This window comes from Elusimicrobia bacterium HGW-Elusimicrobia-1 (assembly GCA_002841695.1).
Classification (GTDB): domain Bacteria; phylum Elusimicrobiota; class Endomicrobiia; order PHAN01; family PHAN01; genus PHAN01.
In genome coordinates this window covers 158,792-171,349 of record PHAN01000001.1, presented here as the reverse complement: position 1 = coordinate 171,349, position 12,558 = coordinate 158,792, and the positions used below count along the sequence as shown (strand labels likewise).

Sequence of the window (12,558 nt, the reverse complement as noted above, 5' to 3'; positions counted from 1 at the left end):
TCGCTCAAAGCCGTTCGCCGTCGACATAAGTTCTGTGCCACATTTCCAGCATCAACAAAGACCAAAGGCGGTAGCCGTGGTCCCGCCGGCCGGAGAGATGTTCGTCGAAAAGATTTTTAACGGCGGCTTCCCTGAAATATCCGCGTTTCAGCGCGCGGACGGAAAGCGCCGTATCTCTGAATAAATCCTTCCACTCGCCGCGAAACCACCTGTGCACGGGTATGCCGAAACCCATTTTGCCTCTGTTAGTTATGACCGGCGGCAAGAAATCTCCGAAAGTTTTTTTCAATATGTATTTTGTTTGCGTCCCCCGGAGTTTCCACGACGGCGGCAAAGAAGCCGCGAACTCCATGACTTTATGGTCGAGAAACGGACTGCGGGCTTCGAGCGAGTTGGCCATGGAAGCTATGTCGACTTTCACAAGCAGACAACCGGGAAGATAGGAAACAGCGTCGGTATAAAAAGTCCTGTCGAGGTCGTTTCCGGCGGGTGCGCTGTCGAATATTTCGCGCATATAGCCGAACGCGCCGGCCGCGCGATCGCGCGCGAAATCTTCCGTGTACATGCGGCTTTTGGCGTCGTCGGAAAATATGCAGTGCCAGTTGATGTTTCTTACGGCGGCGGGCTCGGCAAACGATTCGGCGAGCCGTCGGGCGTAGCGGGCGGTTTTCGCAAACGGAGTCCCGCTCATCGACGGTAAAACGGACGCAAGTCGCCGAAAATTTCCGGCGCCGAACAGTCGCGCGGGTCCGGCCAGAAGACCGGCGTACTTCATGGCTTTATAACGAAGATACCCGCCGAAGAACTCGTCGCCGCCGTCGCCGTTTAAGGCCACCGTCACGTGTTTTCTGGTTTCGCGCGAGACAAGAAATGTCGGCAGGGCGGAAGAATCCGCGAAGGGCTGACCGTAATGTTTTACTATCGACGGCAAAAGAGCGGAGTAGTCGGGTTTGAGTATATATTCGTGATGCTCTGTGCCGAAATGTCCGGCGACAAGGCGCGCGTAACCGAGCTCGGAATACTCTTCGTCCTCGAAACCTATGGAAAATGTTTTTACGGGAGCGCCCGAAACTTCGCTCATCAGTCCCGTGACTATGCTTGAATCTTGGCCGCCGGAAAGGAAAGCGCCCAGAGGAACATCGGACACCATACGCAGGCGGACGGCCTCGGCAAGCAGCCGTCTGGTTTCGGCGCATGCCTCGCGAAAGTCAATGCTGACCTTGGGCCGGAAATCGAGAAACCAGTATTCGCGGAAGGACATCCTGCCGTCGGCCTCTACGGAAAGCGTGGTGGCCGGAAGCAGCGCTCTTATCTGTTTGTAAATCGTAAGAGGCGGCGGCACGTATTGATAAGTAAGATATGAATCCAGCGCCTCGGCGTCGACAGTCGGCGCGGCGGAGGCCGCTTTGAGGCAGGCGCTAATCTCCGAGGCGAAGACGAAACGCCCTCCGCCCGACATATAGTAAAGCGGTTTTTTTCCTATTCTGTCGCGGGCGATAAAAAGTTTTTTTCTTTTTTCGTCCCATACGGCGAAAGCGAACATGCCGCGCAGCCGCTCGACGCATTTTTCGCCCATTTCCTCATAGAGATGGGCTATAGTTTCGGTGTCGGTCTTTGTGGAAAAACGATGACGGGTTTCAAGTTCGCTTCTTAACTCGTGAAAATTATAAATCTCGCCGTTTAAGACGACCGCGACGCTTTTATCCTCGTTATAGATGGGCTGACGGCCGCCTTCAAGATCTATGATGGCAAGCCGCCGCATCCCGATGCCGGCCTTGTATCCGCCGTCGGCGGCCCTAAGCCCCAGATGATAACCTTCGTCGTCGGGGCCGCGATGGATCATCGCATCGCAGATTTTTTTTACGTCAGCACCGGACACTCGTCCGGCCGACGTATAATCGAGTATACCTGCTATCCCGCACATAGTTTTATATTCCCGCTTTTCGCCGCGACATTTTGGATTTTACGGCCGCTATGACCTTTTGCGCCTCTTCAAATTTAAAGATTACCGCAGCGACCGCGTAAACCGCGACGCCAACGGACGCGGACGCCGCTATAACAAAAGATTTGGCAAAGACGGGGGCGACGGCCTGATATTGTATCGTCGAAAGATACCCGAAAGCCAAACGCGTGGCCGCGCCTGCAACCGCGGCGGCCAGAGATATTGCGGCCAGCGATTTTAATATCAGAATACCGTGCAGATTTTTCATTCTCTTCTTCAGCACGACGGAATAAAGAAACGCCGAAATCACGCAGACGACCGCGCCGGACAACGCTATGCCCGCGGCCGGCGGATTTATCGTCTTCATAAATATGTAATTCAGCGCAATGGTAAGCGCTATTGAGACCGCCGTAATTCTTGCCACACTGGCCACGTCCTGAAACGCGAAAACCAACCGCTGCATGACCGCCAGAGAGTAAACAGGAAAAAGTTGAAACGCGCAGAAAATCAGCACGGTCGAAGTGAGCGCCGTAGCCGAAGCGTCGAATGCCCCGCGCTGAAAAAGCAGAGCCACCACCGGCGCCGAAAGCGTCATCATAAGCGCCGTTATGGGCGCGAAGATGAATCCCCCCATCCTTATACTTATGGCAAGAGTGTGTTTCATATCCTCCATTTTATTGCCGGCAATCTGTCCCGAAAAATACGGATATATCGCCGTCACTACGGAGCCCGAAAAAATAACCAGAGGAACTTGAACCAATTTGTCGGCGTAACCGAGCGCGGAAATGCTCCCCGTGGGAAGCCAGGCCGCCATAACCCTGTTGACGACCCCGCCGGCGCCGGCGATTACGGCCATGGCGCTGAGCGTGGCGTAACTTTTCAGGGCATTGCGTATCTCAACGTGGTCCACGACCGCCACAAAACTGTGCCTGTATCCGTAACGATGCAGCAGCGGCGCCAAAAACAAAAACTGCAGAACAAGTCCGAGGAGCATGCCCCAGGCAAAAACGTAAGCGCCTTTGGTATTGGCAAACAGAAACAACATAGCCATAGTCGAGAGCGACACGAACATCGTGGAAACCGACGGCCAGAAAAAATGTTCGTTGACGTTGAGTATGGCCGTGCAGATGGTGGCAAGAACTCCGAATAGCGTGGAAACGCAGAGTATCCTGAGCAGGCCTGAGGCAAGAACACGCGCCGACGGATCGAAACCGCTGAAAGCGTAGCGCATTATATGATCGGAAAAAATAAAAACCGCTATCAGCGCGACGGCAAGCGCCGCAAGCACGCCGTTTATAAGCGTGGCCGCCAGCATGTCGGCCTCTTTTTTGTCGAGAGTTTTATATTTGGCGAATATCGGAGTGAATATCAGAACGAAGGGCGACGCAAATATCGGAGTTATCCAGTTGACCACCGACATCGCGGCGTAATAGGCGTCCATTGCGCGCGTTATGCCGAAGTAATTGGCGACAAGCATTTCTTTGCCCAAGCTTAGGGCGTGTCCCGCGATGCTCGCGGCCATAAGAATGGCCGATGCCTTGGCTATTTTACGGTTTGTGGCCGATGAGTCATTTTGTTCCAAGGAATTTCTCCGTTATCTCTATAAGATAATCCATATGCGCGGCGGTTATATCCTGATGAACTCCCACGTGAAGCCCGGATTTTCCGATGAACTCGGCCTCCGGAAATTCTCCGAGTTTATGCCCGAGGAAAGCGAATCCCGCGCACTGAGTGGGCATAGACAGAAAAAGCGAGCGCGTGTCGATGCCGTTTCTTTCCAGATACGCCGAAAATTCGTCTCTTGAAAAACCGGCTTCTTCCGAGAGTATTATGGGAAAGCAATAGGGAGCGGGGACATCGTGAGGCCCCGGCTCTATTGTTACAAGCCGCGGCGCGAAACGTTTGAAACGTTCTTTAAGATACTTGTAATTCCCGGCGCGTTTTTTGTAAATATCGGGATAAATGTCCAGATATCCCAGCCCGACGGCGGCTTCCAGTTCGTTCATTTTGGCGGAAAATCCGATGCGCTCGAAAACGAATCTTACGTCGGTGTCGTACTTGAACCGCTTTTCGCAGTGCTTGAGCGCCGACGAGGTAACGCAGGTTTCGCATTTGCAGGCGCGGCCGTGAGCGCGCAGAGATCTGAGTATCTCGGCGAACTCGGGATTGTTCGTCGTAACGGCACCGCCCTCGACGGTAGAAATTATATGCGCGATGTACAAACTAAACGCCGCCATATCTCCCAGCGTGCCGACTTCCTTTCCTTTATACCTGGCGCTCTGCGCTTCCGCGGCGTCTTCTATGACGTAAAGTTTATGCTTGCGGGCTATCGCCGTGATCGTGTCCATTTCGGCGGGTTTGCCCATAAGGTGAACCGGCATTACCGCCCGTGTTTTCGGCGTGATTGCGGCTTCGATTTTAGACGGGTCGATATTCAGCGTAGTTCTTTCCACGTCCACAAACTTAGGAATGAAGCCCGCCTGAAGAACAGCGTTACCTGATGCCGCAAAAGACAGGGACGGAATTATTATTTCATCGCCTCTTTTGGCGCCGAAATCATAAAGCACGGCAAGCGCCAGAGCGTCCGCGTCGGTGCCCGACGACATAGCCACCGCTTCCTTGGTTCCTACGAGAGCGGCGAATTTCTTTTCAAACTCTCTGACATAACGCCCGCCGGAAAGACGGGCGGCGTCGAGCGCTTCCGCTATAAGTTTTTTGGATTTTTCCGTGATACTGATGGTGCCGAATGGATAACGCATCATTTCTCCTGTTTATAGCGCGGCGCCAGATTCTTCCGCGCCGCCAGAAATCTTTCTTTGGTCCCTATATCCGCAAGAACGGCATCCGTGCGGAATCCGTAAATATTTTTCATCGCGGGAAAAATCTCTTTTTCAAGCGACGACGAGCGCCCGGACGGAATCAGCCCGAATATTTCTCCGCCGAAAATATAGATGCCCGCGTTTACTCCGGGGGAAAGCCCTGCGGCGGATTTTTCATTAAAAGAGATTACCCGGTCGTCTGCGTCGAGAGTCACGGCGCCGTAATCGGCCGCGCCGTCGGGCGGCGGAGCCACCGCTATTGTCGCCGCGGCGCGTTTGCCGTTATGAAAATCCAGCATCGCGGCAAGATCCGCGCGGCAGAGCGAATCGCCGTTTAAGACGAAAAACGGGTCGCTCTTTATCTTGTCTTTGGCGGCCGCGACGGCCCCCGCCGTGCCGAGCGGTTCGATTTCTTCCGAAAACTCTATTTTGAAACCCCGCGGATTTTTCCGGTAGTAATCTCTTACCACTTCCGATTTATATCCGCTGGCCAGCGCTATTTTTTTTACGCCGTAGCCGCCCAGATAGTCCAGAACAAAATCCAAAAACGGCATTCCTCCGACGGGAGCCATAGGTTTGGGCACATCGCTGACGACCTCTCTGAGGCGCGTTCCCAAACCGCCGCATAAGACAAGAGCGCTCATATCCTTTATGTCCGTCATTTCGCGCTCCCGATCCGTGAAGCGACAAGTTTTAGGGAACGTGTAACTCCGCCCCATACGCCCGCCGCAAACGCGCAAAGACCTCGGCGGAAAAGCGACGGCGCCGTCGAGAGCGCGGCTGCGAATCTGCCTTTTGAAAGAAGGGCGAGCGCGGTAAACGTCAGGCCGTTAATTTCTCTGGATTTGAATCCCGCGCTTAAAAATACGGGCGGGAGAGAGGGCAGGCGCGCCGGAGCGGCGGCAAATATTTTTTCAAGCTCGCATAAAACGTCGGGGATGCTTTCGGAAGCGGTGTAGTGTTTCAGCGCGCGACGGTGAGCCGCAAGAGCCATTTCGCCGCGCAGCCGTTCGTCGGCCAGATATTTGTCGACTTTTGCCGCAAGTTCACGCTCGTCGTCAAATATGTCGATTTCGCCGCCGATGTCGAACATTTCGCCGAGGAACGGCGCGCGCTCGGACAGACAGAGGGCGCCGCCCATGACTATCTCGACAGGGCGGCCTTTGCTTTGGCGGATTCTCGAATGAAGAGGATCGCCGGCGGAAATCCAGTCGGGCTCGTCGATGCGGGTAAAGTTCAGAGAAATCCTGCTTCTGGAAAAAATATTCGCCATTTGCTTCTGATCCAAATAGCCGTTTGCCGTGCCGCGGCCGAAGGCCTGCACAGCCACTCCGCGCGCGGCCAGTAAATCCAAATAGCGGCGGCGGCCGCCCTTAAGACAATTTCCCACGAAACTTACGTCGATGTCCCGGCAAACGCCTTCCGGCGGACGGAACGTCGCCTCGTCGCGCGCCTCGTGAAAAAAAACCGCCGGTATTCCCAGCTTGCGATAAGCGAACACCGCGGAATAATCGTTGGTCACCATGGCCGACGCCGTCTGCGCGTAGTACCTGTGGCAATTCTCAAAATATATTTCATCGTCTCCGTGCCAAAATATAACTTTTGACTTTGCCTCAACGTCCGCAAAAAACTCCGGCGGCAGGTAAAAATCCGTCGGATACTTAAAAACAAATATGACGTCGGCGGCGGCGGACAATTCCTTTACGCGACGGACAGTCGAAGGGACGCCGGATTTCATGGCGTGTTCCGCGTAATCAAAAGACCTCGCCGACCGGAACAACGGACCGAGGCGCTCGCAAAGAAACCCGGTATATTCGCTTCGCGGGTCGGTATGAAGAAAAAGCGCGGTTTGATCCTTAAAATACGAGGTCTTCATTTATTGCGCCTCAGCAGCGCCTTGGACCGTCGGACGATGCTCCGCGTATCAAGGCCGGAAATCCTGTGCAGGTATTCTCTGCTGCCGACGGTAAAAACGTAAGAATCGCCGAAACCCATTCCGTCGAACGGCGCGCAGAAACCGCGCGCGCGCATGACACCGGATACCAGACCGTCGAGCCCGCCCTTGCCGGCGAAACCCTCTTCGACGCTGATTACGGCCCTGTATTTTCTCAGGGCGCGGCATAACATACCCTCGTCGGGAGATTTCAGCATAAACACATCGACCACGCCGGCGGATATTCCGTCGGACTCAAGAGCGGCCGCGGCCTCAAGCGCTCTGTGCGTCATATATCCGGTGGATACCACGCATATATCGCGTCCTTTTTTTATTTCACTGAAACCCACTTCAAATTTGATATCGGAAGAGCCGGTATATACCGCCGGAAGCGGCTTGCCGTCTATCCTTATGTATTTCGGTTTTTTGATTCTTACGGAATAATCCGCGAACTTTTCGGCCGTAAGCGTATCGCACGGAGAAAAAACCATTATATTGGGAAGCGCGCGCATTATTGCGATATCTTCGAGGCAATGATGCGTCGGGCCGGATACGTCGTAACTGAGTCCCGCGCCGACGCCCATAAGATTCACGTTTACGTCGACACCGGTCTGCGCCAGAAGAGACATATTGTTTCTAATCTGTTCATACGCTCTCATCGTAAGAAAGGGCGCTATGGCGTAAGAATATACGCTGAACCCTTCCATGGCAAGACCGACGGAAACGTTTATTAAATTCTGCTCGGCTATGCCCACATTGATGAAATTGCCGGACATTTCGGCTCTGACCTTATCGAGCACAGGCGAGCCGAAATCGGCGCACAGAAAAAAAATGGAACCGTCCTTTTTCATTCTGCGGTAAATAGTTTCTATGAAAGCGTCTCTTATGTACTTGTGCCGAATTTTCATTTCATCCCCCTGATGGTCGCATCGACTTGCTCGTCCGTCAGGGTCTTTATGTGGCTCAACGCGTCCCTTTCCAAAACCGGCACACCCTTGCCCTTTACCGTATCGGCCACGATGATTTTGGGTTTGCCCCTTTTTTGTTTTTTCAACTTTTTCAGGATGTCCGCAAGCCGCGAGGCGTCGTGACCGTCGGCCGAGACGGTATCCCACCCGAAAACCTCGAATTTCTTTTCAAGCGGCTCTAAATTCAAAATATTCCGGCAGCGGCCGAGCATACAGACCTTGTTATTGTCGACTATGACGGTAAGATTATCGAGACGGCGGTGCGCCGCAAACATTATTGCCTCCCATACGGAACCCTCGTAGAGTTCGCCGTCGCCGAGCAGCACAAAAATTTCCGCGGAGTTTTTAGTTCTTTTAAGCGCCAATGCCATTCCGCAGGCAACGCCGAGACCGTGCCCCAACGAACCGTTTATCGTCTCAAAACCCGGGATATTGGGATCGGGCATCGAACCGAGCAGAGCATCCTTGCGGCATACTTGCTTCAACTCTTTCTTGTGGAAAAACCCCAGATCCGCGAATATGGGATAAAGAGGTATGCCGCCGTGGCCCTTGCTTACTATCATTCTGTCGCGTTTTTCCCACTTCAGATCCGACGGGTCATACTTGACGACTCCGCCGTAATACAACGCGACGAATATCTCCACGCAGGAAAGCGACGATGACAGGCGGGGCTCCTTGGCCGTCCGGTGAATCGAAAGAACCTCTCTTCTGACCCACGCGGATTTTTTCTCTAAGAACGACTTGCGCCCGGATTTCATAAATTAATTTTCTCCTTTGGAAACTTGCCGGCGTCGGCGGATTCAGCCGACAGAGGCAAAATATTTGCAAACGCGCGTCATTTTCCGCTACGTTCGAATATTTTTTTCATCAGCGTCTTTACGGCCGGAAACTTGTCGAGTATTTCTTCTATCAAAAATATTCTTATCTGATAAAGGTCGAGAATCGGACGCCCGGCGATAATTTTTAATTCTTCCAGCGCGTGCATCCACTTGCCGGACTTTATGAAACCGGCTATGGGCCATAATCTGTAAGTCGTGTAGTTGGTGAGAAATTCCGGATCCAGATATATCGCGGACGGCTCGTATTTTTTCTTTTTTCTCAATCCATCGAGGGTCTCGAATAAATCTGACACCGCGTTCGCCACGTTGAATTTTCTTTCTTTCAGGGCGCGAACGCGCGCGCTTGCGGCCATAGCTTCCCTTTCTTCGTCGTGAGACAGATAATATTTTACCTTACGCGACAATTCCGGCTTATCGCGGAAAACGTCTATTTCCTTTCCTATTTCAAAAAGATTTTCCGTGCCGGGCACGTATTCGGAAAGCACGAAGCCGCCGCAAAATGCGGCCTCGAAAAGATTTGTCTTAAACTGCTTCGCGCGGCGATGTATTCCACGGGAACCCGTAAGCCGTGTCTTTCTGTTTACACCGGCGAGATTCAGGTTGATTTTTGTCTCTTTGTAAATCCGTATTTTATCCTCTTGCGTTATAACGCCGCCGGGGGAATCGGGCCCGAATGTTTCGACCTTGATACCGTCAGAAACCAGGTGGTTTATCAGGGCCTGTCTGCCGTGTTTTTCCTTTAACTGCCCCAGAAAAGAAACGTCGATGGTCTTGGTCGAAGGTGCGGAGGAAGCGTAATTATCGGGGGAATACCAGCCCCAATACGGCATCGAATCGACGCCTATCTGGCCGAGGGCCGCGACCGAAGTGAAGTTCGGAAGAAGCACCAAATCCATCGCCTGGGCGTAATAGGCCGTGCGCGACTCGTAATCGGTCTCTATTTCGCCGGCAACCATAACGGTAAAACAGGTTTTTCTGATATGCTCGAAGAAACCGACGTCGAAATAAAATTCAAAGGTGCTGGGCATGTATATAACGCAGTTGACCTTATTATCCCCGATAAAACCCTCGATATACTCTTTTGTCCCGCGGAATCCACGCTCGCGATAAACTTCGGTGTGGTTAATAAAAAGAGCTCCGAGACCTCCGGCCGTGCGCACAAAATTATCGGTGGTGCGCACGTATCCGCCGCCTGCGACATGCGCGATAATCAATACTTTCAGATTTTCCATTATATCCGGCGGCGCGTTCAACGTCGGCCGCGGCGGGCCTCTTTTATATTTACTCCGTCGACGCGGCGCAGAGTGTAGAGAGCGGACTTCGCAAGTCCGGCCTTACGCCGCGGCAAATTCTTCCAGTCGTCCCATACGGCGCTGATTAATTTTCCCGTAATGCCGTCCGACCGGTCGGAGGCCAGAAAAACCGACAACAACGCGGAGGATTTGCCCGAGTACGCGTCTTTCCGCCGCATTTTTTTAATATTGAGCGCGGCCGCTAAATCGGAGGCGCCGGATTTTTTTCCCGCGCGGATAATATCTTCGAGCATTCCGGTGTAAACCGGCCCCGGCGACACGGCGTTGACTTCTACGCCGTGCGGCCCGACTTCCTCGGCGAGGATTTCCGTAAATCGCACTATCGCCGCTTTGGAGCAGGCGTAGGCGGAAAAATTCACCCGCGGGAATGTCGCGCCGCCTCCGGAAAAATTGATTATCTTGCCGCTCCGCCGCGAAATCATCGACGGTAAAAAATGTTTACAGCAGATGACGGTACCCATTACGTTGGTAACCAGCGTCGATTGCCACGCGCGCGCGTCAGTGTCTTTTACGGGTCCGATGGGCTTCTGGACGGCGGAGGCGTTTACGAGTATGTCAGCCGGACCGAACTTTTTATGGACAGCGAAGGCCAAACGCGCGACATCCGCCTTTCGGGTAACGTCGGTTTTAACGGCGGCGAACTTTCCCCCGTAAGCTCCGGCGAATTCTTTACCGACGGCCGCGAGCGCCCGCCGGTTTATATCGGCAGCGACAACCGACGCGCCTTCGTCGAGGAAATATTTCGCGACGAGGCGGCCGATGCCCCCGGCGCCGCCTGTTATGACGGCTACTTTATTTTTCAGTCGATGTCCTTGCATGAATAAAGGTACGCTCCTCTTTTGTTGCCGTACCAAACGACTTCGCGGCACCAATCCTCCCACGAAGTCCATCCGGCGCTTGTTCTGTCCACGCGACAGCGAAAATCGCCCTTCCGCGGCGATGTCTTTCCGCCGGCGAGCGCCGAGGCGTAAATCTCCCGGACATTGTACGAAAGTTTTAAATCCAGGCCGGTTTTATTAAACGGCATTTTTATCAGATTCTTGTTGAGCAGAACGCTTTCCGCCAAAATCGTCTCGAAGCCGGCGTCGCCGCGCGATTTCATTAAATCGCCCAGAAGCGCTTCGGCCTCCGCGTAAAAGCCCTCCAAATTACCGCCGGCGCAAAGTTCCACAAATGCCAACTCGTCGGCGGGCCACCATATATTGAGCCACTCGGTTGATTCGCAAAATTCAGATTCACCCTTCTGAATGGCTTCGGCTTTCAGGAAAAATTTCTCTTTCAGCGCGTATATTATCGGATATTCCCCGCCGACGGCGAGAAATTTTTCTATTGTTTCGCGATGGCCGGTTCCGTAGACGTTATTAAGAACGGCCATCGGAACCTGCAAGGTTTTGTTGAAGTACAGAAAAGCCGTCATCCACGCAAAAACCCTGGCGCGCGCCCAATCCCGCGGCGGCATGGACGACGTGGCAATGACGAGTTTTTGCGTTTCGGCGATTTCATCGTCGACAATACTTCCGTGTATATTGACCAGCTTGACACCGACAGTTTCGATTCCGTATTTTTTTTGGTATTCGGGGTCGTCCATTTCGGAGTTGGTCAGAACCGAGAGATTATTGAATTGTATCCTGCCGTGCTGGCCGTTGGCGATAATCGCCGCCACGCCGCTTGAAAAAGTGTCGTAAGTTTCCAAAGGCAGCGGCAGTATGACATCGGTAAAACTTTCTATGCCGGCGCGATTGAATATCGTCTGGAGCTCGTAAAAAGTTTCCGTCGAGATATTCTTGCGGCGCACGCTTTCGAGAGTCGCCGGATTAACCGACTGCAGCGCCAGTGAAACTCCTTTATTGAGTCCCGCCCCGGACATGGCGCGGTATATGTCGAAAATCCTGGTCGTGGAGTTTTTCGTATTCTGCACGGAAAACGCCCGCGGATAACCGTATTTCTCCTTGTTTTCCGCGGCCATCCGGACAATATCCATGTCCCTGGCGGCGATGCCGAAATTGGCGTCGCAGCAGAAAATAAACTCTATTTTATTTTTCGAGAACCAGTCCATCTCTTCCTTCAACTCCCGGATATCGCGGAAATAAACTTTATTCTGATCGTAGGCGCCCCAAACGCAATAGGAGCAGGAGAACGGACATCCTCTGTTGGTCTCCCACAAAGCGACCCAGTTTTCCGACGGATTTGCCCTCATAAGATCATCGAAAGCTCCGGAAATATAAGGCGACGGTATCTCGCCGAGGTCGCCTATTCTGGGGCATTTCGGCATCGCGGTGTACCGGCCGCCCGAATAATACCCCGTCGACGGGACATCGGCGAAGTCCATGACGGGGTAAGTTTCAAGTATTTTCAAAAACGGCCTTTCTCCCTCGCCGAAAACAAGAAGATCGATGAAAGGATTTTTTTTAAGAAATTCCGCCGCCCCGCGCTCGGGGACTTCCGGCCCGCCGAAAACTATAAGAGTTTGTTTGCGGACGGACTTGAGCTTTTCGGCTATGGCAAGGGATAGATTTATGTTCCACGTATACGCGCTGAAAAAAACCAGATCTGCCGTCCGAAAAGAATCAACCGCCGGCGCCACGGGCATTCGTTTATAAAGAGGTATGGAAAATTCGTACTTAGCGGCGTCGGAAATATATTTTTTGGCGTAAGCCGCCAGAATACCCGCCGAATAGGGCAGATAATTCTGGCCGGAAAAGCTGTTGCTGATTTGCGCCAGGGCGACTTTGTATTTGGCCATA

At 53.1% G+C, this 12,558-nt stretch carries 10 protein-coding genes; all 10 read right to left on the bottom strand.

Features of this window, described 5'->3' with window-relative positions; genetic code table 11:
* Positions 1-4 precede the first annotated feature (4 nt).
* On the bottom strand, positions 5-1,924 hold the full coding sequence (asnB, locus tag CVU77_00825) for an asparagine synthase (glutamine-hydrolyzing) (protein PKN02379.1): 1,920 nt from the start codon (positions 1,922-1,924) through the stop codon (positions 5-7).
* Positions 1,925-1,928: 4 nt separating this feature from the next.
* Positions 1,929-3,524 carry a hypothetical protein gene (locus CVU77_00820; GenBank protein PKN02378.1) on the bottom strand — a complete coding sequence of 532 codons (1,596 nt, stop codon included), beginning with the start codon at positions 3,522-3,524 and terminating at the stop codon, positions 1,929-1,931.
* The gene (locus CVU77_00815; GenBank protein ID PKN02377.1) at positions 3,511-4,704 is read right to left on the bottom strand and encodes a DegT/DnrJ/EryC1/StrS family aminotransferase; all 1,194 of its coding nucleotides are present in this window, start codon (positions 4,702-4,704) and stop codon (positions 3,511-3,513) included. The genes CVU77_00820 and CVU77_00815 overlap by 14 nt, the downstream gene beginning before the upstream one ends.
* Positions 4,701-5,480 carry a hypothetical protein gene (locus CVU77_00810; GenBank protein ID PKN02376.1) on the bottom strand — a complete coding sequence of 260 codons (780 nt, stop codon included), beginning with the start codon at positions 5,478-5,480 and terminating at the stop codon, positions 4,701-4,703. The genes CVU77_00815 and CVU77_00810 overlap by 4 nt, the downstream gene beginning before the upstream one ends.
* Positions 5,420-6,637 (bottom strand): hypothetical protein, encoded by a 1,218-nt coding sequence (locus CVU77_00805; protein ID PKN02375.1) that lies wholly within the window; start codon positions 6,635-6,637, stop codon positions 5,420-5,422. The genes CVU77_00810 and CVU77_00805 overlap by 61 nt, the downstream gene beginning before the upstream one ends.
* Complete coding sequence (locus CVU77_00800; GenBank protein ID PKN02374.1) at positions 6,634-7,602, bottom strand: transketolase; 969 nt, start codon at positions 7,600-7,602, stop codon at positions 6,634-6,636. The genes CVU77_00805 and CVU77_00800 overlap by 4 nt, the downstream gene beginning before the upstream one ends.
* Positions 7,599-8,420, bottom strand: coding sequence for a transketolase (locus CVU77_00795; protein PKN02373.1), 822 nt, complete (start codon positions 8,418-8,420; stop codon positions 7,599-7,601). Before CVU77_00795 ends, CVU77_00800 begins: the two co-directional genes overlap by 4 nt.
* Before the next feature lie 77 nt (positions 8,421-8,497).
* On the bottom strand, positions 8,498-9,754 hold the full coding sequence (locus tag CVU77_00790) for a hypothetical protein (GenBank protein ID PKN02372.1): 1,257 nt from the start codon (positions 9,752-9,754) through the stop codon (positions 8,498-8,500).
* Entirely contained in the window at positions 9,751-10,704 is a 954-nt protein-coding gene (locus CVU77_00785) for a dehydrogenase (GenBank protein ID PKN02371.1), read from the bottom strand. The genes CVU77_00790 and CVU77_00785 overlap by 4 nt, the downstream gene beginning before the upstream one ends.
* Positions 10,614-12,557: a hypothetical protein gene (locus CVU77_00780; protein ID PKN02370.1), complete on the bottom strand. Its 1,944-nt coding sequence runs from the start codon at positions 12,555-12,557 to the stop codon at positions 10,614-10,616. The genes CVU77_00785 and CVU77_00780 overlap by 91 nt, the downstream gene beginning before the upstream one ends.
* Position 12,558: the final 1 nt, after the last annotated feature.